Source organism: Peribacillus saganii (assembly GCF_003429095.1).
Lineage (GTDB): Bacteria > Bacillota > Bacilli > Bacillales > DSM-1321 > Peribacillus > Peribacillus saganii.
Genome location: NZ_QVTE01000005.1, coordinates 74,083 through 97,870, shown reverse-complemented (window position 1 = coordinate 97,870; position 23,788 = coordinate 74,083). Strand labels below are relative to the sequence as shown.

Annotated in this window: 19 protein-coding genes; all 19 read right to left on the bottom strand. The window is 42.4% G+C overall.

Features of this window, described 5'->3' with window-relative positions:
• Positions 1–332 precede the first annotated feature (332 nt).
• A complete protein-coding gene (locus D0469_RS02225; RefSeq protein ID WP_117325029.1) occupies positions 333–1,292 on the bottom strand; it encodes an ABC transporter permease in 960 nt (319 codons plus the stop codon).
• Positions 1,293–2,336: an ABC transporter permease gene (locus D0469_RS02220; RefSeq protein ID WP_117325028.1), complete on the bottom strand. Its 1,044-nt coding sequence runs from the start codon at positions 2,334–2,336 to the stop codon at positions 1,293–1,295.
• Positions 2,329–3,864 carry an ABC transporter ATP-binding protein gene (locus D0469_RS02215; RefSeq protein ID WP_117325027.1) on the bottom strand — a complete coding sequence of 512 codons (1,536 nt, stop codon included), beginning with the start codon at positions 3,862–3,864 and terminating at the stop codon, positions 2,329–2,331. The genes D0469_RS02220 and D0469_RS02215 overlap by 8 nt, the downstream gene beginning before the upstream one ends.
• Before the next feature lie 122 nt (positions 3,865–3,986).
• Positions 3,987–4,142, bottom strand: coding sequence for a hypothetical protein (locus tag D0469_RS20920; RefSeq protein ID WP_158553325.1), 156 nt, complete (start codon positions 4,140–4,142; stop codon positions 3,987–3,989).
• Positions 4,143–4,457: 315 nt separating this feature from the next.
• The gene (locus tag D0469_RS02205) at positions 4,458–5,552 is read right to left on the bottom strand and encodes a BMP family lipoprotein (protein WP_199478309.1); all 1,095 of its coding nucleotides are present in this window, start codon (positions 5,550–5,552) and stop codon (positions 4,458–4,460) included.
• Between the two features lie 59 nt (positions 5,553–5,611).
• The gene (locus D0469_RS02200; RefSeq protein WP_117325025.1) at positions 5,612–6,337 is read right to left on the bottom strand and encodes a GntR family transcriptional regulator; all 726 of its coding nucleotides are present in this window, start codon (positions 6,335–6,337) and stop codon (positions 5,612–5,614) included.
• A 511-nt stretch (positions 6,338–6,848) separates the two neighbouring features.
• Complete coding sequence (locus D0469_RS02195; RefSeq protein ID WP_117325065.1) at positions 6,849–9,215, bottom strand: FtsK/SpoIIIE family DNA translocase; 2,367 nt, start codon at positions 9,213–9,215, stop codon at positions 6,849–6,851.
• 578 nt (positions 9,216–9,793) lie between these two features.
• Complete coding sequence (locus tag D0469_RS02190; RefSeq protein WP_117325024.1) at positions 9,794–10,018, bottom strand: YlzJ-like family protein; 225 nt, start codon at positions 10,016–10,018, stop codon at positions 9,794–9,796.
• Entirely contained in the window at positions 10,015–10,758 is a 744-nt protein-coding gene (locus D0469_RS02185; RefSeq protein WP_117325064.1) for a ClpP family protease, read from the bottom strand. The genes D0469_RS02190 and D0469_RS02185 overlap by 4 nt, the downstream gene beginning before the upstream one ends.
• 421 nt (positions 10,759–11,179) lie before the next feature.
• A complete protein-coding gene (locus D0469_RS02180; protein WP_117325023.1) occupies positions 11,180–12,844 on the bottom strand; it encodes a ribonuclease J in 1,665 nt (554 codons plus the stop codon).
• A 249-nt stretch (positions 12,845–13,093) separates the two neighbouring features.
• Entirely contained in the window at positions 13,094–13,972 is an 879-nt protein-coding gene (dapA, locus tag D0469_RS02175) for a 4-hydroxy-tetrahydrodipicolinate synthase (protein ID WP_117325022.1), read from the bottom strand.
• A gap of 29 nt (positions 13,973–14,001) precedes the next feature.
• Positions 14,002–15,249: an aspartate kinase gene (dapG, locus tag D0469_RS02170; RefSeq protein ID WP_117325021.1), complete on the bottom strand. Its 1,248-nt coding sequence runs from the start codon at positions 15,247–15,249 to the stop codon at positions 14,002–14,004.
• A 57-nt stretch (positions 15,250–15,306) separates the two neighbouring features.
• On the bottom strand, positions 15,307–16,359 hold the full coding sequence (gene asd, locus D0469_RS02165; RefSeq protein WP_117325020.1) for an aspartate-semialdehyde dehydrogenase: 1,053 nt from the start codon (positions 16,357–16,359) through the stop codon (positions 15,307–15,309).
• A 192-nt stretch (positions 16,360–16,551) separates the two neighbouring features.
• Positions 16,552–17,151: a dipicolinate synthase subunit B gene (dpaB, locus tag D0469_RS02160; protein ID WP_117325019.1), complete on the bottom strand. Its 600-nt coding sequence runs from the start codon at positions 17,149–17,151 to the stop codon at positions 16,552–16,554.
• The gene (gene dpaA / locus D0469_RS02155) at positions 17,148–18,050 is read right to left on the bottom strand and encodes a dipicolinic acid synthetase subunit A (RefSeq protein WP_117325018.1); all 903 of its coding nucleotides are present in this window, start codon (positions 18,048–18,050) and stop codon (positions 17,148–17,150) included. The genes dpaB and dpaA overlap by 4 nt, the downstream gene beginning before the upstream one ends.
• Before the next feature lie 384 nt (positions 18,051–18,434).
• Positions 18,435–18,680, bottom strand: a complete 246-nt coding sequence (locus D0469_RS02150) for a YlmC/YmxH family sporulation protein (protein WP_117325017.1) — start codon at positions 18,678–18,680, stop codon at positions 18,435–18,437.
• Between the two features lie 185 nt (positions 18,681–18,865).
• On the bottom strand, positions 18,866–20,095 hold the full coding sequence (locus D0469_RS02145) for a M16 family metallopeptidase (protein ID WP_117325016.1): 1,230 nt from the start codon (positions 20,093–20,095) through the stop codon (positions 18,866–18,868).
• A 134-nt stretch (positions 20,096–20,229) separates the two neighbouring features.
• Positions 20,230–21,189 carry a polysaccharide deacetylase family protein gene (locus D0469_RS02140; RefSeq protein WP_117325015.1) on the bottom strand — a complete coding sequence of 320 codons (960 nt, stop codon included), beginning with the start codon at positions 21,187–21,189 and terminating at the stop codon, positions 20,230–20,232.
• Between the two features lie 379 nt (positions 21,190–21,568).
• Positions 21,569–23,689: a polyribonucleotide nucleotidyltransferase gene (gene pnp / locus D0469_RS02135; RefSeq protein ID WP_117325014.1), complete on the bottom strand. Its 2,121-nt coding sequence runs from the start codon at positions 23,687–23,689 to the stop codon at positions 21,569–21,571.
• Positions 23,690–23,788: the final 99 nt, after the last annotated feature.

The window sequence follows — 23,788 nt, the reverse complement described above, 5'->3', positions numbered from 1 at the left end:
TCCTCCTTGAAAATTGATTAGTTTTGAGGTGAATAAGAATTATTGTTTGTTTTATGGAATAATTTTAAACATATACTGGGACTTTGCTTTGCCCCACTGCATAAAATTTGGCAAACACGTTAATTCTTGATACCTAAACTATACATGTTCAAAAAAAATTCTGGCAAGTTTTAATGATTTTTGTTTACATAATAATATTATGGAAAATAAATATTTTATTACTGTTTTTCTATTGTATGTGATTGAATATATGAAAAAACCCGAACCTTGAAAAAGTCCGGGTTTAAGAATATTAGTGAAATCCAAGAAATGTTCACTCAGTTTTATAACATTTACCTGTTTCCTTTTACATAAGGAATACCTGAAGCTTTAGGCGCATCGGCACGTCCTATGAACCCTGTTAGTGCCAGGATAGTTAAAACATAAGGAGCTATGAGCAGATAAACGCTTGGCACGTCCTCAAGGAACGGGATACTGGTGCCTACTACACTTAGGCTTTGTGCAAAACCGAAGAACAGAGCCGCACCAAATGCACCAAGCGGATGCCATTTACCGAAAATCATAGCTGCCAGGGCCATAAAACCTTGGCCAGTAATGGTAGAGTGGCTAAAGTCCAGCGTAACTGTCTGGGCATATACTGCCCCTCCTAGGCCACCGAGCATTCCGCTGATCATTACTGCTATATATCTCATTTGTGAAACATTGATACCCATTGTATCTGCAGCCATTGGGTGTTCACCGACTGATCGCAGCCGCAGGCCAAATGGTGTTTTAAACAGGATAAACCAGGCTAAAACAGCCACACCCAACGCAATGAAGGATGTGTAATACACGTTAGAGAAGAAGAGGCGCCCAATAATTGGTATATCGCTTAGAACCGGTATATCCGTGCGCAGGAACCGTTCCTGAATCATATCTGTCTGGCCTTTTCCATACAATTTCTTAACCAAAAACAGGGCAAGCCCAAGGGCAAGCAAGTTGAAAGCAACACCGCTGACAGTTTGGTCTGCCCGTAGCGAAATCGATGCAACCGCATGGATTAATGATAAAAGTCCGCCAACGGCCATTGCAACAAGCAATGCAACCCATGGTGTTGCGCCTCCTAGAGAATCTACAAACGCAAGGTTAAAAACAATGCTTATGAACGCACCAATGACCATTAAACCTTCCAAACCTATGTTAATGACACCGGATCTTTCTGAAAAAACTCCTCCGATAGACGTAAAGATAAGCGGGGCAGCCATAAAAATCGCGGAAGAAATAAGTATTTCGAGTATCTGCATGAAATCCACTTATTTCACCCCTTTCTTAAAGCGTCGGTACACCCATTGAATCATATAGCTTGAAGCCACAAAGAAAATGATGAGTGCAATGACTATATCTACTAATTCATTAGGAACATCAGCGTTTGGCATATTCAGGGCACCCATTTTTAGGCCGCCAAACAAGAATGCTGCCAAAACTACACCCAAAGCTGAATTTGCTCCCAGCAGGGCAACCGCTATACCATCAAAACCGACACCGGTAAAGGCGGATTTTAAAGAAGCATATTCAAATGTACCAAGTCCTTCCATCGCTCCGCCAAGCCCTGCAAAAGCTCCGGAAATCACCATCGAAAGAATGATATTATTATTGACATTCATTCCGGCATATTGCGAGGCATGATGATTAAAGCCAACGGACCTCAGTTCATATCCCTTTGATGTTTTCTCAAGCAAAAACCACATAATAAAAGCAGCTACAAATGCAATTAATATGCCCCAGTGCATCCTTGAATAATCTGTTATCTGTTCAAACATTTCTGATCTCAATGACGCAGAAGGAAAGATCTTTTCTGTAGAATCCCCTTCTTCAGCTAGAACGTTTCTAATTAAATAATTCGTTGTATGAAGTGCGACATAGTTCATCATGATTGAGACAATTACTTCATGCACTCTGAATTTAGCTTTTAGGAAGCCTGGAACAAATGCCCAAAGAGCTCCTGCTGCAGCAGCGGCAAGGACGGCAAGCGGCAAATGAATGAATTTTGGAAGATCTTCAAACGATATTCCCACCCATACTGCTGCAAGCCAGCCAACAATTAACTGCCCTTCAACCCCGATATTAAACAAGCCAGTCCTGAAGGCAAAAGCGACTGCAAGCCCTGCAAAAATGTATGGAGTAGCCTGACGGACTGTTTCACCAATATAAAATATTTCCCCGAATATACCGTCCCATAAAGCAGCATATCCGGCAATCGGGTCATAATCGCTTATTAGCATGATTATCGCTCCGGCAATCAAGCCTAACAATACTGATATGACTGGAATGATTAGTCCTCTTAAACGATTAGCCATTGGCGGTTTCACCTGCTTCCTTGCGTTTACTTCCGGCCATTAGAAGACCAAGCTCCTGCTCTGAAGTTTCTTTCGGATTAACGATAGCCACAATTTTCCCTTCATATATAACCGCGATCCTGTCGCTAACATTCAAAATTTCTTCAAGCTCGAAAGAAATAAGCAATACAGCCTTGCCGTTGTCTCGCTGTTCAATCAGTCGCTTATGGATAAACTCTATAGCCCCAACATCCAGACCACGAGTCGGCTGTGCCGCAATAAGTAAATCAGGATTACGGTCCATTTCGCGTCCGATAATCGCTTTTTGCTGGTTTCCACCCGAAAGGGCTCGTGCCAGGGTGCTTTCACTTGGAGTACGGACATCAAAATCTTTAATTAGCGTACGCGCTTTTTTATAAATTTCTTTATAATTCAGCACTCCATTTTTGGAAAATGGCTTTTGGTAATACGTTTGAAGAACCATATTTTCTCCGATTGGAAAATCAAGTACCAAACCATGCTTATGCCTGTCCTGAGGAATGTGGCCAATACCCTGTTCAGTAATCTTCCTTGGAGGCAAATTTTGGATTTCCTTTCCATTTAGCCTAATCGTACCTTTTTCAGACTTGGTAAGCCCAGTAATGGCCTCAATAAGCTCGGATTGGCCATTGCCGTCAACTCCTGCAATACCAACAATTTCACCTGCCCTTACGTTTAGGTCAAGCTCATTAACAATATTTATGCCTCGCGGGTCTTTAACAGTTAACCCTGAGATTTCCAGAACATTCTGTTTCGGGTTTGGTTCCCTTTTCTCAGTCGTAAAAACAACATCGCGGCCTACCATAAGGCTTGCCAATTCAACAGGATTGGTTTCATTTACATTAACAGTTCCAATTCCTTTCCCCTTACGAATAACTGTTACCCTATCGCAAACTTCCATTATTTCTTTCAGTTTATGAGTGATCAGGATAATAGATTTACCTTCCTGTATCAAAGTTTTCATGATTTGAATTAATTCTTTGATTTCCTGTGGAGTTAGTACAGCAGTCGGTTCATCAAAAATCAAAATTTCAGCGCCGCGGTATAAAGTTTTTAATATTTCTACACGTTGCTGCATCCCAACAGAAATTTCAGATATTTTAGCCTGCGGATCAACGGACAGCCCGTAGCGTTCCGAAATTTCACGAACCACTTTTTCAGCACGTTTAATATCTATTCGTCCGCCTTGTTTCGGTTCTTTCCCCAAAATGATATTTTCAGTTACCGTAAACGTGTCAACCAGCATAAAGTGCTGATGCACCATACCAATTCCCAATTCATTTGCGATGTTTGGGTTGGTAATTTGCACAGCCTTTCCATTTACTTTAATTTCACCTTGTTCCGGCTGATAAAGTCCAAACAGGACATTCATTAAAGTAGATTTCCCTGCTCCATTTTCTCCGAGAAGGGCATGGATTTCCCCCTTCCTGAGCTGCAAAGTGATATTATCATTGGCGACAATACCGGGAAACTCTTTCCGGATATTCAGCATTTCAATTACATGTTCCACCGGGATTCACTCCTTTTTATATGAAGGTACATATTAGACCCTTCCTATTCTTGAGTAGTAAGAGGTCGGACCTTTTAGATGAAAAATTGTAAGCGCCCTGGCAAAAGGAACGTCGACTAAGGTCAGGAGCGTCCTGTACCAAACGTCGACGCCAGCACATCTTGTCCTAGTCCAACAAGCATAAGACAAGCGCTTAGGAAGGTGATTTTTGGCTTCATAAACACTTGGCTTATGACCTCGAGGCCGCCTACCATCGCTACGTCCTGTGGCAACGGCAAACTAGCACGTCCTCACAAAACTGTCGCTTTGTTTCGTGGATGTATCGCTGACGAAGCATTCCTTGTCCTGTGCGCCGGGGCTTTTTTTCCTGCGGAAAAAAGTTGCTGGACGCGGGAACTAGACATCTATAATAGTTTAGTTAAAAAAATAAAACTTTCTTATCTTTATAAAAAAGCTAACTGAAACATTAAATGAAATCCTTTAATTTTTCAGTTAGCTTTTTTATATGTTTTCAAGGAATAAGGCCAGCCAACCCGCCGGCCTTACTTCCTCTATATGTTGCTGTCCTACGAAGGAGAGCAGTCAAATTTCCCTTATTTGAAGCTTTTCAATTCATCACGAGTTGCCGGAACTGTAACTTCTCCACTCTTGATTTTTCCAGTCCATTCCTCAACTGCTTTAAGAGCTTCCTCTGAAACATTATCCTGAGTAGGAGCAATCGAAACGCCGTTTTCTTCTAAGCCGTACTCAATCACTTCTCCGCCAGGGAACTTTCCATCTTTCGCTCTTTGAGCAACGTCAGCAACCGCAAGGTCTACACGCTTCACCATAGAAGTTAGAGTAACGCTCTTGTTTAGGTCTTTAACGAAACCTTCCTGATGCTGGTCTTTATCCACACCGATTACCCAAATTTCTTTGTTCGGGTCTTTTGCCTTCAGTTCTTTCGCTTCTGCAAATACACCGTTTCCTGTTCCGCCTGAAGCATGATAAATGATGTCAGCGCCGCTGTTATACATCTTTCCGGCAATAGCTTTTCCTTTCGCTGCATCTCCAAATGAACCTGCATACTCGATGTCGACTTTAGCGTCAGGGTTTACAGATTTAACTCCTGCAACAAAGCCAACTTCAAATTTATTGATCAGTTCACTGTCCATACCGCCAACAAAGCCAATTTTGTTTGTTTTAGTTGTTAGCCCCGCAACAACACCTGTCAAGAATGAACCTTGGTGTTCTTTAAAAGTGATGCTCGCTACGTTATCTCCTTCAACAACAGAGTCAACAATCGCGAATTTCGTTTCTTTTCTCTGATCTGCGATTTCTTTAACAGGCTCAGCCAATAAGTATCCAATTCCATAAATCAAGTCATAATCCTCACGAGCTAAACGGTTTAGATTAGTGGAATAATCAGCATCTGATTTGGATTGAAGATAATCATAGCCTTTGTTTCCTTTTTCAAGATTATTCTTTTTCCCGTATTCCACAAGCCCTTCCCATGCAGACTGGTTGAATGATTTGTCATCAACGCCACCGATATCAGTTACCATTGCAACAGTGAAATTATCCTTTTCGGCATCTCCACCGCCACCGCCGTTTGATGTGTCTTTTTCATCGCTTTTACCGCAAGCTCCAAGCATTGTACCGGCTGCAAGAACAAGTGACATCGCTAAACCGAATTTACGCTTTTTCAAGGTAAGTACCCCCTAAGATTAATTGTTGATTTAGTAGAAATGGACATAAAGCTGGAAAATTACACTCTTTTACGCAGTACGTGAAAACTGAACTTATCCGCTTTAAAGTAATTGACTGAATAAAGAATTGGCTCATCTCTGACGTCATAATGAAGCTGTTTTAAAACGAGCAAAGCCGCTTCAGGTTCACATTCAAGAATAGGAGATACTTTTTCATGGTAGCCAATTGGTTCGATTTGCGTGACGGCATAGGAAATGCTGCGGTTTGCTTCCCTTTTAAGAATTTCGAACAGCGATTCATCCTCATGCAAGAAAGCCCCCGGCAATATCGCTTCACGGATTTTATCAACACAATAGACAACCGGCTTTCCATTGGCAGTTCTGACCCGCTCAATGAGCACAATATCTTCTTCCTCGGAACATGACAATCTCCTGATATCTTCATCAGTCGGACTCTGAGTCATTGACCTTAAGAAAATGGTTCCTGGCTTCATGCCTGCCTGTTCGATCATATGCGTGACACTGTTTAGCTGCTCGATGCCTGAAGTGAACAACGGCTTCTCATTAACAAATGTACCCACACCATGCCGGCGGGTTATCACATTTTCTTCTTCAAGTATGCGCAACGCCTCTCTTAGTGTTGCTCTGCTAACTCCAAGCTGTTTGGCAAGATCGAATTCTGAAGGAAGCTTTTCTTTTTCTTTATAATGCCCCTTCTCAATATCCCGCTTTAGGCGATCGATAACTTGTAGATATAAATGCCGTGCATCTGACTTAATTGACATGCAAGTCCACCACCCAAAAATCTAGAGTCATCAGACATCTGATGACGTATCATTCCTACTAATCGAAAATACTATAACACTTTTTCTTATATAAGGAAATAGGAATCAAAATATTTTGTGGAAAAATGCAAATGGGTGATCTTCTTTGTTTTTCGCTGTAGTTTATTGAATTCTCCGGCATTTTCCTCTGAGGAATTCCTTAAGAAAGTCACTATAGTGTTTTAACCCCTTTCATCTATAATAAACCTGATAAATTAATAATTATCATTGTGATATACAATTGAAAACAGTTACAAACCACAGTTTTGATAATAGATTCTAAGTTCTTTATACAAAAAATACCCTGCCAGAGCCTTTTCTGTACTGACAGGGAAAATTAATTATTTTATTCAGAAAACAGCAGCTACCGGCTCAAGTTTAGCAAAAGTCAAATGCATTCGTTATTTTTATTCTAAGATTGAATCTTTGACATGTTTTTATATAATTTGCTGGCTTGTGCACTTGGATGAGCTTACTGCCCGTTTATATGGGATAAATGAGCGTCCTCACTGGTTTCCTTTGCAACTAAAACTACCCTTGGTTTACTGCCCTCATACGGACCGACTATCCCTCTTGCTTCCATTTCGTCAATAAGGCGGGCTGCACGGGTATAGCCGATTCTGAATCTTCGCTGCAGCATGGAAACAGAAGCTGTCTGCATTTCAACGATCAGCTGTACCGCTTCATCATACAAGTTATCATCTACTTCTCCGACAGCTTCGGTTACTTCATCGGGTATCATTTCTTCATTATATTGAGCTTTTTGCTGGCCAATAACAAAATTGACCACCTCTTCTACTTCTTCATCCGAAAGAAAAGCCCCTTGTACCCTGACCGGCTTGGAAGCACCAACTGGCAAAAACAGCATGTCACCGCGTCCTAGCAGTTTTTCTGCTCCGCCCATGTCAAGAATGGTCCTGGAATCTGTCATTGAAGAAACACTAAAGGCTATCCTTGACGGGATATTCGCCTTAATGACCCCTGTAATTACATCAACAGAAGGTCGCTGTGTCGCGATAATTAGGTGAATTCCAGCAGCGCGGGCCATTTGGGCCAGCCTGGTGATGGCATCCTCAACATCGGAGGAAGCAACCATCATTAGATCCGCAAGCTCATCAACGATGACTACTATATACGGAAGTAGTGGCTGTTTTGCATCATCTTCGGCATTATGGCGTTTAACATGGTCATTATAACCCTCAATATTCCTTGTCCCGGTATGTGAAAATAGCTCATAACGGCGTTCCATTTCATTTACTACCTTCTTTAAAGCCTGCGAAGCCTTTTTTGCATCAGTTACAACTGGTGCGAGCAAATGCGGGATGCCGTTATAAACATTAAGCTCAACCATCTTCGGGTCAATCATCATCATCTTCACTTCATGCGGTTTAGCTCTCATTAAAATGCTGACAATAATTCCATTAATGCAGACTGATTTACCGCTGCCAGTTGCACCCGCTACAAGCAAATGCGGCATTTTGTTAAGTTCAGATAGAACTGCTTCGCCTGAGATATTTCTGCCAAGCCCTATCTGAAGCTTGGAATCCGGCTTGTCCAATTCTTTTGAGTCGAGAACCTCCCGCAATGAAACCATTGCTATCTCTGAATTCGGTACTTCGATACCAATCGCCGATTTTCCTGGTATCGGTGCTTCAATCCGAATATCCTTCGCTGCCAAAGCAAGGGCCAGGTCATCAGCAAGGCTCACAATCTTACTAACCTTAACACCCACATCTGGATGGACTTCATATTTTGTTACAGCAGGGCCTAAATGAACCTGTGTAACCTTTGCCTTTACGCCGAAACTATTAAAAGTCCGTTCCAGTTTTGCTGCATTTTCATGTATTAGCCGATATTCACCGCTTTGATCTGTTTTCTTGGGCTGCCGAAGCAAAGATAACGGAGGCAGGAAATATTCTTTATTTTCCACTTCTGAAAAATTGATTTGAGGCGCGCTATCATCCATTTCTTCATTCTCAGAACTGTTATTATCAATAAAGTTTGCTGGCTCAGCAGGATTCTCGGTACCTATTTCCTCTTGATAGGCATTTTCGGCAAAGTTTGAAATCAGTCTTTGTGCAGGCGCACTCGTATTTACAGGCACGACCAAAGGCTGCTCAGTTTGTTCAGCCGCCTCTTGGCTTTCTCTTTCACGCCTATCTTCTCTCTGCTGCCTTATCCTTTCCTTTCGTTCGGTACCCCACACCTTCATATCATCGATAAACGCCTGCCATTGGTTTACGATAAACGTACCTATGGAAGATCCAAGTTTACCGGCCGTATCTCCCAAAGTTTTTCCTGTTACCAGGACAAAACCAATGATAACAAGGAGTACAGCAATAATTTTCGCCCCAGCTTCATCAAACAAAAAATAGGAAGCGGCAAAAAGAAGTGCTCCAATCATACCTCCGCCAAGATCATGGGTACTGCTTATCTGTCCTGTTCTTTCATTATTAAATATTTCAAGTGTGTTAACAATTACACTGGAGTTCTGAAAAGTTTCCCTTTCAAAAATGAGTTTGAAAACATAGACATGATCCAGCAATAAGATACTGGCTGTTATTAAATAGATACCCACAAGCTGCCTTTTAAAGAAAAATGGAACCTTTCTTTTAATGATAAAATAAAAACCCAGGATTATAAGCCCCATTAACAGCAAGATATCCCATTCACCCATTAAAAATCTAGCAATATACAGTTTTATTTTGATGCCTACCTTACCCAGTTCAGCTATAGCAAATACTGATAAACTGATGAGGCCAAGGCCAATCAGTTCAAATTTAAGTGTAGTTTTAAGGGCCTCAGAACCCTTAGTCTTCCTGCGTTTTTGTTTTGCCATATTATCACCTGTTTTTAATATGTAATACAATTCCATCTAAGAAATGCACAAGCTCCCTGCAAGAGGAAAAACGGCAAGGGTGCCACGTCCCCAAATAAGCTTACGCTTGTTTCATGCGATGTATCGCTGCCTAAGCATTCCTTATCCTGCGGCGACGCCGGCACTATCACGTTGTGTGCGTCGGGCCTTTATTTCTTAAGTGAAAAAGTTGCTGAGCAAGACATCATAGAAAAGCGCATGCGCCCTGTTCTAGAGGAAGAACGGCTAAATTCGCCACGTCCTGTGGGAACGCCGTTCTAACCCCCATCCTATGGCCCGGCAAGATTAAGATAAGCGCTGACAGAAGGCGCTCTTTGCCTTCCGAAGCGATTGGCTTATGACCAGGGTTGTGACGGCTCTTGGTCACAACATTCGAGGGGCTGGGCGCTGGAGCTAGACATCTGTATTAGTTAAAAAAGGTACACTTCCTTAACTAGTGAATAAAGAAAGCAGCCATTTTAGGCTGCTTTCATTTTCCAGTATTACCATTATAGCATATTATCACGGTTTACATGTGATTATTCTTTACCATGTCCTATTTACTGAATATTTTCTTGCCACAGGCTGAAACTCGTCCCTGGCTGAACATTTCCATCCAAAAAATGGGCAGGATTCGTACTCAGGATTCTTGAAATCCGGCAAGATGAATGGGAGTCCATGATTACCTCAACCGGGATGCCTTTATAATGCATACTAATGTGCTTTTCATATTCTGCCTCCGGCGGAAAGACAAGATCTAGCGGCATCATTGTGTAAAGAATCACTGCAGAATCTCCTTCCCTGGCTCAGGATTGTTTTGCTGATGTATTTCTATCAAGCTGTTCAGCTTTTTCATCGCAGCTCCAATTCCACCCACTTCATCAATCAATCCGACGTTAACAGCATCCGTACCGACAACGTTTGTTCCGATATCACGAGTCAGATTTCCTTTAGCAAACATCAATTCCTTGAAATCATCTTCTGATACTTTTGAATGCTTGGTTACGAAATTAACCACCCGATCCTGCATCTTATCCAGATATTCAAAGGTTTGCGGCACACCGATTACAAGCCCGGTAAGCCTGATTGGATGAATCGTCATTGTCGCGGTTTCAGCAATAAAAGAATAATTACATGAAACAGCAATCGGAACACCGATGGAATGGCCCCCGCCAAGTACTATTGATACAGTTGGCTTAGACAAAGATGCAAGCATCTCAGAAATAGCAAGACCCGCTTCTACATCTCCGCCCACCGTATTTAAAATTACGAGCAATCCAGAAATATTAGGGTTTTGTTCAATAGCTACTATCTGTGGAATTACGTGTTCATATTTAGTTGTTTTATTTTGTGGTGGAAGCTGCATGTGACCCTCAATTTGTCCAACAATCGTTAAACAATGAATGTTTGAATCCTGTGACATTTGCGGTACATTCGTTTGGCCCAGCTGCTGTATTCTTTCAATCAAGGAAGAGCCTTTAGTTTCCTGCTGACCGCCATCATTTGGTAAGGGCGCGTTTGGCATTGGCGCATTCGGGATTGGTGCTCTAGGCAGCGAAGGGCTTGGCATTGGTGAATCAGATGTTGGCGTAAAAAATGGCATAGCCCCATTATTTTGCTGCAGGTTATTTTGCATTGGCGAGTTAGTAAATGGCCTGTTAAATGGTAAGCCAGTTGACGGTGAGCTTTGGAATGGCATGTTTGCGGCTTGCCCGTTATTCAGAGGCATGTTTGACATTGGATTGTATTCCATAATGGTTAAATCCCCTTTCCCTATTTGCATATCAGTAGTATGAACGGAAGTATCTTCATTCATTCCTTTATTTTGAAATACTGGGTAAAGGTAAAACGTTCCGCCAGCTAAGAAAAAAGACAAATGAAAAATAGCTCCCTGGACAAAAGGCCAGAGAGCTGTTCATTTCATTCTTGGAATGGTATTTCGCCGTTTAAATCTCCATTATGATTGGCAAAATCATTGGGCGGCGCTTTGTTTTTTCATATAAATGCTGGTTTAGCGAGTCTCGGATCTCCTGCTTTAAAGTCGCCCAGTCGAATTTTTGCGCAGCGTTTTTTCGAACAATATCACTAACAATGTTCGTGGATTCCTCCATTAATTTTTCAGATTCACGAACGTAGACAAAACCGCGAGAGATAATTTCAGGTCCAGCCGCAATGCTTTTATCCGATCTGTTCAAGGTAACGACGACAATCAGAGTTCCATCCTGCGAAAGCAGCCTTCTGTCACGCAGAACAATATTGCCTACATCCCCGACACCGCTTCCGTCAATTAAGGTATTGCCTGATGTTACCTTACTGCCGACACGGATTTTATTAGGTTTTATTTCAATGACTTCTCCGTTTTCAGCGACAACAATCTGGTCTGAAGGCAACCCGTAGGCTTTCCCGATTTTTTCATGAGCCTTTAGCATCCGATATTCACCGTGAACAGGTACTAAAAAACGAGGCCTCATGAGATTGAGCATCATCTTTAGCTCTTCTTCACTTCCATGTCCGGAAACATGAACCTTATATTTTCCTGAAACAACATTTGCGCCAGCTCTGAAAAGCAGGTCAACCGTTTTATAGAGGATCAGTTCTCCCCCTTTTAGCGGAGATGCGGCTATTAACACGGTATCACCTTTTCGTATGTTCACCTGTTTATGAGTCTGCTTTGCCATCTTTTGTAGTGCCTGGATAGGCTCACCATGCTGTCCGGTAGAAAGAATCACTATCTCTTTATCAGTATAGGAATCTATTTCAGAAACCGGAATAATGGTGTCTGGTTCAGTTTTTAAATAACCGAGATTTAGTGCAGTTTGGTATACACGCTGAAGGCTTTTGCCAACGACGGCCACCTTCTTCCCCAATCGTGCTGCCGTATCGAAAACTTGCTGAATCCTGTTTAAATTAGAGGCAAAGCAAGCCACGATAATCCTGCCAGACGCATTGTGAAATGCATCCGCCATGCCTTTAGCTACAATTGCTTCAGACGGGGTATATCCTTGAGACTCCGCCCTTGTGCTATCAGACATCAGGCAAAGGACTCCCTTTTCACCGAGCGCCGCCATTTTTCCTATTTCAGGGCTGTACAAACCTGAAGCAGACTGGTCAAATTTAAAATCTCCTGTGTAAACAATAGCACCTTCTGAAGTATGAATGACAATTCCTACTGAGTCAGGAATGCTATGGTTTGTCCTAAAAAATGAAACGTTCGCATTCGGGAACTGGAGGATTGTATCTGAATCTATTTCATTGAATTGTGTTGCCCCTCTAAATTCGTCTTCTTTCAGTTTCGCTTTAGCAAGGGCAAGGGTAAGTCTTGTCCCAAATACTGGTACCTCTATACGCCGAAGGATATAAGATAGGGCACCGGTATGATCTTCATGTCCATGGCTTAGGAAGATTCCTTGAATTCGGTCTTGATTTTCGATCAAATAAGAAATATCCGGTATAACCATGTCAATTCCGAGCATCTCTTCTTCGGGAAACATCAATCCTGCATCCAGTACATACAGGTCGGAATCCACCTCGGCGACATACATATTCTTGCCCAGTTCTCCCTGTCCGCCAAGGGAAAGCAGTTTTATAGTCTGGTTTTTATTTGAGCTCAATATTTAATCCTCCTGTAATCTTGTTGGTAGCCGTACACATTCCAATTGTTTCTATTATAACGTAACCAAAAAAAACATGACAACCCATACCTTTGGGAAATGGTAAATTTTCAGCAGTTTAATTTCATTCTGGTTGTCGGGATTATACAGCTTAATAGACAAGGAGATACCTTTGGAGCGGACATTAAATTGCACACAAAAAACCCCGCCATTTGGCGGGATCAGCTTTCAAGATAAAAATGAAAATGCTTAATTTGACCATTCGGACAATAGTCCGCCCAGTATAGTTCGTTCCTGCTCTGTCAGCGGCACTAGCGGCAAACGGACTGACCCAACATCAATCCCTTTCAGCTGCATAGCTGTTTTGACAGGGCCAGGATTTGGTGCTGCAAACAAGCCTTCCATTATCGGAAGCAACCTTTGGTGAAGTTTTGCTGCTTCTGCAAGATTTCCTTGGAAGAACGCTTTAATCATTGCCTGCATTTCGTTTCCAATGAGATGAGAGGAAACAGAAACAATACCGGTACCCCCAATTGAAAGCACTGGAAGAGTGAGGCTGTCATCACCGCTGTACAGCATAAAGCCTTCCTCTGCTTCAGCGAGGATTCTCGTCATTGAGTTCAGGTTGCCGCTTGCCTCTTTTACCGCGATAATATTAGGAATTTTCGAGAGCCTGATTACTGTTTCAGGAGAAATATTTACTACTGATCTGCCAGGGATGTTATAAATCATCACCGGGAGAGAAGTATTTTCGGCAATCGCTTTAAAATGTTGGTACAGCCCCTCTTGATTTGGCTTATTATAATAAGGTGCAACTAGCATGATCGCATCGGCACCTGCTATTTCAGCTTTTTTTGTCAGTTCAATGGAAGCATACGTATTATTGCTGCCTGTTCCGGCTATTACCGGAACTCGTTTATCTACCACTTTTACTACGTGTGAAAGCAGCGCCAGTTTTTCCTCTGTGGATAAAGTAGGAGACTCCCCAGTTGTACCAGCAATGACCAATGAATCCGATCCATTTTCGATTAGATAATTGACCAGCTGTGTTGTTTTTACAAAATCGATGTTCCCTTTTTTATCAAACGGAGTTACCATTGCCGTTGAAACTCTTCCAAAATGTATCATATTTTTACACCTCATTGTTTAATAAGACGTCACTGTGATTTTGCAGGCTGTGTTTCAAGTGTATCTTCATGAAGTTCAAACGCATCATGAAGGGCGTTGACCGCATCCACCAGATCAGTTTCCTTAACTAGAACCCAAATGGTTGTATGGCTGTCAGCAGATTGAAGGATGCCAATCCCCTTTTCCGACAATGCTGTTACAATCTTAGCCGCTACTCCTGGTACCCCAGTTATCCCTGCACCAACTACTGAAACCTTTGCACAGCTTTCTTCCACTATCGGCTCATGGCCTAAGTTTGTTAACACATGTACTGCTTTCTGTGTCATATCTTCTGCAACAGTATAAACAACACCGTTTGGCGAAATGTTGATAAAGTCAACGGAGATCGAAGCATTAGCCATCGCCTTGAAAACTTCCGCCTGCAGATTATATTGACCTTTTTTAGCGTTAACTTTGACTTGGGTTATCCTCGATAAATGAGCGATACCAGTAACAAGCCGTTCTTTAATATCGATTCCCCGGTTATCGCGGGAATAGGAAGTAACTAACGTTCCCACCCCATCTGAATACGTAGAACGAATCCTGATCGGAATTTTGGCCTGCATCGCTATTTCCACTGCACGCGGATGGATAACCTTCGCCCCCTGATAAGCCATATTACAAACCTCATTATATGTTACAACAGAAAGAGGTCTAGCATTCTGGGCAATTCGGGGGTCAGCAGTCATTATTCCTTCCACATCAGTAAAGATATCAACCCACTGAGCTCCTAATGCGGCTCCAAGGGCTGCTGCTGAGGTATCGCTTCCACCACGGCCAATAGTAGTGATATCGCCATTTCGTGCCGCTCCCTGGAAACCTGCCACAACCACAATATCATGGCTTTCCAGCTCCTTTAAAAGCCGCTCGCACTTCATTTCAATAATTTTTGCATTTGTATGATCATTGTTTGTCCGAAAGCCGGCCTGAGCACCTGACAGCGCTGTAGAATTCATCCCATGCTGATTCAGCATACTTGAAAATACAACAGCGGAAATCGTTTCACCTACTGATAGCAAAAGATCCTGCTCGCGTTTCGAGATGTTTTCCGTACCACCATTCAATAATGAAAGAAGTGAATCTGTTGCGTATGGATCACCTTTTCTTCCCATTGCAGACACAACAACTACTACCTTGCAGCCTTCCTGAACGGCTTTTTGAATATGTTTTCGTGCCTTAGCCCTGCTGTCTTCATTCCGTACAGAAGTCCCGCCGAATTTCTGAACGATGATTTTCATGTTAACACCCCAAATAGTAGCCAGCTAAAGTAAGGCTTTAGCTGGCCGATTCCGTTATCATTTCACTGTTACAAGCCCTAATTTCAGGAGGCTTTCAGCGATCTGAACCGAATTCCATGCCGCACCTTTTAAAAGGTTGTCGGATACTACCCACATATGGAAGCCCTTGTCCTCATCCAAATCCTTACGAATCCTGCCGACAAACACGTCATTCTTGCCGACAGCATTTGCAGGCATTGGATAAATCTGGTTTTCGGGCTCATCCTCTAAAATTGCTCCAGGAGCATTCCTCAGCAATTCCTTCAATTCACTGGCTGTAACGCCTTCTTTTTCAATTTCAAAATACACAGATTCAGAATGCCCTGTAACAACCGGCAATCTGACACATGTTGCAGCGACATTAAGATCTTGCATTCCCATAATCTTCTTCGTTTCATTAATCATTTTCATTTCTTCATAAGTAAACCCGTTATCGACAAACTTATCAATTTGGGGTATGACATTAAAAGCAATTTGATAATGCTTTTTGTCTCCCTTTACCGGCAGAATTTCCGGTTTGATTTCTTCGTCATTTAGCAGGGCCTTTGCCTGATCCTTCAGTTCAGAAATGGCCGCTGCCCCGGCTCCAGAAACAGCCTGGTACGTGGAAACAATCACCTTCTTTAACCCGAATTCCTTTCTGATTGGCTCAAGAGCGACAACCATTTGGATCGTTGAACAGTTCGGGTTGGCGATAATTCCATTATGTGCCTTCAAAGCTTCTTCGTTAACTTCAGGCACAACGAGAGGAACGTTTTCATCCATTCTGAATGCGCTCGTATTATCTACTACAATTGCACCGCGTTTTACCGCTTCGTGAGCGAGCTCCTTTGAAACACTGCCGCCAGCGCTAAATAGGGCAATATCTACGCCTTCAAAACTTTCTGGCTTTGCTTCCTGTATTACAATCTCTTTCCCGCGGAATGCAGCCTTCGTACCAGCCGAACGTGCGGATGAAAGAAACATGATGTTTTTAATAGGCAATTCCCTTTTTTCCAATGTGGCAATCATTTGCTGCCCCACTGCTCCAGTAGCTCCTACAACCGCTATTGTTAATCCTCTTTGTTCCATATAAATTACCCCTTTTCCACTTCACCATACCATAGCGAAAATTAATTATCTAATCATATGATTTCATTACGGGAAACCCCAAATAATATGATTTATTTTAACATATTCCCGCACGAAAGGAACAACCTTTTTCCGAATAGATCAGTAAAAGGCTGTTGGATACGTGATTTATATGAACTAGATAATTAGCTTTTAAGGGAGGTCCTTATACCTTTCAACGATTACCGGCTGAAGCTGTTCCCCATTTATCGCTGCAATAACCGTATCTCTCAACATGCTCATTCTAGCTACCATAGAGTTTGGCTTTTTGAAGGGATCGTCCTGGCCAAACGGGATAAAATACAGATCCTTTGCTGACAGTAACCTCATCAAATTTACTCCGTTTAACCCAAGGGCATCATTCGTGGAAATGCCTACAACTACTGGGCGATGATTACGCATTGTGGCTTTGGCAGCCATTAGAACCGGAGAGTCTGTTAACGCATTGGCAAGCTTGCTCATAGAATTCCCGGTTAGTGGAGCAATAACCATGCAATCAAGAGGCAGCTTAGGACCTAGTGGTTCAGCCTTTACAATTGTATCAACAACATGATGACCGGTCAGCTTTTCAAGTCTATCCACCCAGTCTTCACCTTTCCCAAAACGCGTTTCTGTATTTTTTACCGTACCGGTTACGACTGGAATGACTTCCGCTCCCTCATTTATCAGTTTTTCAATCTCAGGAAATACAATATCATAGGTGCAATGAGAGCCTGTTAATCCGAATCCGATCCTTCTCCCTTTTAAACTCACGACAATTTCCCCTTTCGTTTACTCAAATCATCCATCAGGAGCTGAGCCAAAACATTTGCTAAAATCTTGCCGGCAGTTTTTGGAGCGACTATACCAGGCAGCCCAGGTGCCAGAAGTGCTTTAATTCCACGTTTTTCTGCATACCGGAAATCCGTCCCGCCAGGCTTTGAAGCGAGGTCTATAACCAGCGTGTGTGCAGGCATTTTAGCGATGACTGCCGCCGTTACTATTGGTGCTGGAATCGTATTGATGCATATGTCTGTATTGATGATTGCATTACTTAAGTTATTGATATCAAAAGGAGTCATGGCCATTTCTGTTATTCTAGCGAGATCCTCAGTTTTTCTTGCGCCTACCTTCACCTTCGCGCCCAATGCCTGGAATGTCCTGGCGACACTCATTCCAACCCGTCCCAGTCCCAATACGGTTACGTTCGATCCGTGGATTGTAAAATCTGTGTGCTGGATCGCCATCATTATGGTCCCTTCCACGGTGGGGATAGAATTATAGATGGCCACATCATCCCTCTCAAACAACTGTTCAAGGCGCCGATTGGCATTTTTAATGATTCCGTTCAAATAGTCATTGGTGATGCCGGAGTAAACTGTACAATGTGCAGGTGTTTTCGAAAGCAGCTCTTCTGTTATATAGACATTTTCATTTGAAAAAATCGTTTCAACTTTCCCCTTGGAATTCGTACCGGGAACTGGGAGAATGATTGCATCAATTTCTGACATATTTATGTCTCCCAGTTTTTCTTTTACTGCGCCCGAATATGCATGATCCAGCTGCTCAAAACCCGCCAGCCAGAGCTTTGCATCGAGTTCAGTCAGCTTGCGGATGACTTCAAGCTGCCTGGCGTCCCCGCCAATCACAGCAATTTGGATGCCTGTGAGCATTACACTCTCACCTTCTTTAATTGAAATAACAACAGCAATAAGTTTAACAGCACTACCTCTACATAGTATGAATTGGTGATGGAAACGGTGAATGGGTTTATAGGCTTTTACAAAAGAAAGTTAATGGCCAAACGAGGACTAAATGCATCGGGGAACAGAAGGAGAAAAGATCTCCGAATGGCATCGAAGAGTTGGACAATTGGAAAAAGCCTGCATCAAAGAGATACAGGCTGCAAAAGGCTGTTAATTTCAAATATACAGGTTTCCTTTTAGATAAAGCACTGTTTAATGCCAGCCGTTAAGTAACGCGTGCATGAAGGAGGTTAAAAATACAGATTGAGAAACAACGTCCTATCTGACTTTAACGGAATGATTACAATAGATTTATTGTATTTGGTTTTCTGGAATATCAATAATGATCATATCAGTACCAATCTTTTTAATGTGTTGCCATGGCACCCGGATTTCGTTGCCGTTTCTCTTAAATCCAAACCATTTTACCGACGGAATAATCAGGGCGGTTATCTGACCCGATTCATTTATTTCCAGGTCAGTTTGGCCTAATACTCCAAGGCGCTCCGCGCGTTTAACGTCCACTATTTCCTTGCCGCTTAATTCACTGAGCCTCATGTTTCACGCCTCCTATTTGCCTTCTTACTTATCTATATCGGTCAGACCGTAAAGTTAGAAGCATTTTTGGCAATTAAGGCAAATGGTCAGAACCGATAAATTCGGAAGCCACTCGCCCTAAATACTTTGTTTAAATACCTTTATACTAAAAAAGACTCGGCATAAGCCAAGCCTTTCATTTGTATTTATTTTTCCCACTCATCCAACGGGCTGATCAGCGCTAAGGCATAGTTATCTGTAAAGATAGTTCTTCCCATAGTGTTTACACTTTCCTGGGTAACTTGATCTATCTGCTCGACAATTTCATCAAGTGTACGGTGGTGCTCGAGCAGCAATTCATTTTTGCCATTTCTGCTCATCCTGCTGTTTGTACTTTCCAGGCTTAGCATCAATCCGCCTTTAAGCTGCTCTTTGCTGTTTCGCAGCTCTTTCTCGGTAATTCCTTCTGCTTTTAACGTTTTTAGCGTTTCCTGGATGGTTTCATATAGACTATCAAGCTGTCCAACACCGGTCCCGCCATAGATCGTGACTAGACCGCTGTCAAGGAATCCGGAATGATAGGAATAAACCGAATAGGCAAGTCCTTTTTGCTCCCTTACATCCTGGAAGAGGCGGCTGCTCATGCTGCCCCCGAGAACGTTGTTTAGAACGATTAAACTATACACATCATCATGCCCAATGTGTAAGCCTTCAAAACCAAGGCAAAGGTGAGCCTGTTCCGTTTCCTTTTTTCGTGTAAGATGGTTGAAATGGAATTGTGACCGCTCCGGTTCCCTTCTGCCTTCTCCGCCTTTAAAGCTGCCAAAGTGCTTTTCTACCTCTTTAATGAACTGCTCTGTCACATTACCCGCAATGGAGATTACGATTTTATCAGGCGTATACATATCGTGAACATATTGTTTTAGTGTCTCACTTGTAAATGTATTGAGCGTGTCTTCCGTTCCAAGAATTGAATAACCAAGCGAATGCTTTTCATACACGGCTTTGCTAAGCAAATCATGGACAATATCATCTGGAGTATCTTCATACATTTTTATTTCTTCAAGAACGACATTTTTTTCTTTTTTTAACTCTTCTGGGTCAAATATCGAATTAAAGAACATATCTGAAAGGATATCCAGAGCGAAGCTTGCATGGTTATCAAGAACTTTTGCGTAATAGCAAGTGTATTCCTTAGAGGTAAACGCATTCACCTGGCCGCCAATGCTATCAAAGGATTCGGCAATTTCCCTGGCGTTTCTCGATTTGGTCCCTTTGAAAAACATATGCTCAAGAAAGTGTGATATCCCGTTTAACTCAGGTGTTTCATCCCTGGAGCCAGTTTTAATCCAAACTCCTAACGCTACCGAACGAACAGTGGGAATATTTTCTAATACGATTCTTACTCCATTTTGGCATGTGTACTTTTTGATCAACAAACATTCCTCCCTAATAGTCGTTACAAAAACAGTAACAACTCTTGTTGCATAAAAGAATAATACCATTACTTGGACTTATAGAAAAAGAAGACGACTTGAGCTTTCTGCAACCTATCCTGAAAAAAGCTATTTCAATGCATGATCCGCTCTTCACTTACCGCTTCTGAAACCGTAACAAGATGCAGATTTTTCTTTTTGATATTCGTAATTAATATCTCTAAAGATCTCGTTGTTGATTCAGTAGGATGCATCAGGATAAACGCTCCTGGATGAACCTTGTCCAGCACTCGCTTAGTCAATACTTCAGGTGTCGGCTTTTGCCAATCGATTGTATCCACACTCCACAACACTGTACCAAGCTTAAGCGAATGGGCAATATCAACAGTTTCATCACGGAAGCTGCCGCTTGGGGGGGCAAACCATTTACATTGTACGCCAGTTACCGCTTCTATTGCTTCGTTGGTTTTTAAAATTTCTTCCCTTGTCTTCTCTGCGGATGTATTTTCCATTAGCGGATGGCTATATGAATGATTGCCGATTTCATGACCGCCTTCCGCAATCATTTCTGCTAAAACTGGATTATTTTTGGCCCATCTTCCCTCTAGAAAAAAAGTGGCTTTTACTTCATGCTTTTTAAGAATTTCGAGTATTTCCTGTAAATACTCATTTCCCCAGGCAACATTTATTATAAATGAAACCACCGGCTTTTCGGGATTTGCCTTGTAGATAGGTGCAGGTTTTAGGTCCGTAATGTGAATCTTTGGCGGAACCTGCTGGTAAATTAATTTTTTTTCATCAAATAACCCATCTGGCTTCATTTTTTTATAGGAAGCATTTAAATCAACCTTAAGTCCATTATAACCTGGAATTGTTTTCCACACCGGATCGATAAGAGCGTCTTTTGGTTGTTGCTCATACTCCTTGGCCCTAGAATTTATTTCTGCAAACAATGGGTCTTTTTGGCTTGCAGCTTCCATTGGCCTGTCTTTAATTTCTGCTATGTATTGATCAACATAAGGACTTTGCACCAGCGAATATGAAATTACTGCAATAGCAGGAACAGCTATAATACGTCTCCACTTTTCATCCATTTTCCGTCCTCCTCCATACCAAAATGTATGAAAATATGGGACAAGGTAGAACGAGTAGAACAGAAAAGCCGATTTTTGAGCTGATTAGCGGTGTTCACCTTATGGTAACTAAGGCAGTTTTCGATTATCGCCTTCATTGATAATTTTTCACGGGTTAAAGAAAAATCAAATTAAAGCGCATTTTATAGTTTTAAAAAAAGGCATGCGAATTCTTTTCGAACCACATGCCTGCCTCTATGAATTAGAAAGAAGTTTTTTACGTTTGCTGTCTAATCGCCTGCTGTTCCATACTATCAGACAGCAAAATGAATAAACCTGGAGCAGCAAACTTTGATCCCATCCGGAATCAACCCTATCTTAGGGCAATTAAGCTTCTGTCCTATGACTGTGAGTTTTCTGCAGCTTCTTTTTGGGCCCTTAATACGGCTTTACGGGAAAGGTTGACACGTCCCTGCTTATCGATTTCTGTTACCTTCACAAGTAATTCATCGCCAATAGAAACAACATCCTCGACTTTGCCTACTCTCTCTTCTGCTAGCTCGGAAATATGGACAAGACCATCTTTCCCGTTAAAGATTTCAACGAAGGCGCCAAACTTTTCGATTCTTTTAACTTTTCCAAGGTACATTTCACCAACTTGTACCTCGCGGACGATATCCTCGATAATTTTCTTGGCTTTTTGGTTCATGTCCTCGTGGATAGACGAAATGAATACTCGTCCATCCTGCTCAATATCAATCTTGACACCAGTTTCTTCAATGATTTTATTGATTTGCTTTCCGCTTGGTCCGATAACGTCTCTGATTTTGTCAGGGTTGATTGTCATCGTGAGGATTTTTGGAGCATATTTAGAAAGTTCGCCGCGCGGCTGTTCAATGGTTGCCATCATGGACTCAAGGATATGGATCCGGCCCTGCTTGGCTTGCTGCAGTGCTTCCTCAAGAATTTCTCTTGAGAGTCCTTCAATTTTAATATCCATTTGAAGAGCTGTTACACCTTTAGATGTCCCTGCCACTTTAAAATCCATGTCTCCCAGATGGTCTTCCATACCCTGAATATCTGTAAGAATCGTATAATGCTCACCTGATTTGATGAGGCCCATAGCAATACCAGCAACAGGAGCCTTTAACGGCACACCGGCATCCATCATCGCAAGTGTGCTGGCACAAATACTTGCCTGTGAGGTAGAACCATTTGATTCAAGCACTTCAGATACAAGGCGGACTGTATATGGGAAATCAGTTTCTGAAGGGATAACCGGCTCAAGGGCGCGTTCTCCTAATGCTCCATGTCCAATTTCACGGCGTCCTGGACCTCTCATAGGACCAGTTTCCCCAACAGAGAAGAGCGGGAAATTATAATGGTGCATGAACCGTTTTGATTCCTCAACACCTAACCCGTCCAAAATCTGTACATCCCCAAGCGCTCCCAATGTACAAATTGACAATGCCTGGGTCTGTCCCCTTGTAAATAAACCGGAACCATGTGTGCGCGGAAGAAGCCCAACCTCTGATGCCAATGGCCTGATTTCGTCTGGATTACGGCCATCAGGACGAACCTTTTCTTCCGTAATCAGACGGCGAACTTCCGCCTTTACAAGCTTGTTAAGTATTTCTTTAACCTGCTTTAACTGTTCTGCTTCTGTTTCCCGCTCCTCGAAAACAGCAATTACTTTGTCTTTTACTTCTTTAATTGCCGCTTCACGTGCATGCTTTTCCTGAACCTGAACTGCCTGGTTCATCTCCCGCTCGCAAAGAGAACGTATTTCCGCTTCAAGATCTTTATCTAATTCGTATAAAACAACTTCCGTTTTTTCCTTGCCGATTTCTGCAGCGATTTGTTCCTGGAATGCAATCAGCTTTTTGATTTCATCATGGCCGAACATAATTGCTTCCAGCATGACTTCTTCCGGAACCTCATCCGCCCCTGCTTCAACCATGTTCACTGCATCTTTTGTTCCCGCTACTGTAAGGTTAATATCACTATTTTCAAGCTGTTCAAGTGACGGATTAATGATGAATTCACCATTCACCCTCCCTACAATTACACCTGCAATCGGCCCGCCAAAAGGAATATCCGAAAGCATAAGAGCCAGCGATGATCCAAACATGGCTGCCATTTCAGAGGAACAGTCCTGATCCACACTCATTACAATGCTGATTACCTGGACTTCATTACGGAACCCGTCTGCAAAGAGCGGACGAATCGGGCGATCGATCAAGCGGCTTGCAAGGATCGCTTTTTCGCTCGGTCTTCCTTCACGCTTAATAAATCCGCCTGGAATTTTACCGACAGCATATAATCTTTCCTCATAATTTACGGTTAAAGGAAAGAAATCCAGGTTTTTAGGCTCTTTCGACGCAGTGGCCGTACTTAAAACTGCTGTATCTCCGTATCGTACCAAGGCCGCGCCATTGGCCTGTTTGGCGAGCTGTCCAGCTTCAACGGTCAATGTTCTGCCAGCCCAATTAAATGAATAACTCTTCTTGCCCTGTTTCATTCTAAATAAACCCCTCTCTGACTTCTTTGCTATAGAGGCCTAAGAAAATCCTTAACCCTATATTTTTTCAATCTTATATGTGAAAGTTTACAAACTATA

Excerpts from the sequence above, each read along its gene's own strand:
- D0469_RS02220 (WP_117325028.1), bottom strand. The coding sequence starts at position 2,336 with ATGGCTAATCGTTTAAGAGGACTAATCATTCCAGTCATATCAGTATTG.
- D0469_RS02200 (WP_117325025.1), bottom strand. The coding sequence starts at position 6,337 with ATGTCAATTAAGTCAGATGCACGGCATTTATATCTACAAGTTATCGAT.
- D0469_RS02195 (WP_117325065.1), bottom strand. The coding sequence starts at position 9,215 with ATGGCAAAACAAAAACGCAGGAAGACTAAGGGTTCTGAGGCCCTTAAA.
- D0469_RS02185 (WP_117325064.1), bottom strand. The coding sequence starts at position 10,758 with ATGCCAAACGCGCCCTTACCAAATGATGGCGGTCAGCAGGAAACTAAA.
- dapA (WP_117325022.1), bottom strand. The coding sequence starts at position 13,972 with ATGATACATTTTGGAAGAGTTTCAACGGCAATGGTAACTCCGTTTGAT.
- dapG (WP_117325021.1), bottom strand. The coding sequence starts at position 15,249 with ATGAAAATCATCGTTCAGAAATTCGGCGGGACTTCTGTACGGAATGAA.
- asd (WP_117325020.1), bottom strand. The coding sequence starts at position 16,359 with ATGGAACAAAGAGGATTAACAATAGCGGTTGTAGGAGCTACTGGAGCA.
- dpaA (WP_117325018.1), bottom strand. The coding sequence starts at position 18,050 with ATGCTCACAGGCATCCAAATTGCTGTGATTGGCGGGGACGCCAGGCAG.
- D0469_RS02150 (WP_117325017.1), bottom strand. The coding sequence starts at position 18,680 with ATGAGGCTCAGTGAATTAAGCGGCAAGGAAATAGTGGACGTTAAACGC.
- D0469_RS02140 (WP_117325015.1), bottom strand. The coding sequence starts at position 21,189 with ATGGATGAAAAGTGGAGACGTATTATAGCTGTTCCTGCTATTGCAGTA.
- pnp (WP_117325014.1), bottom strand. The coding sequence starts at position 23,689 with ATGAAACAGGGCAAGAAGAGTTATTCATTTAATTGGGCTGGCAGAACA.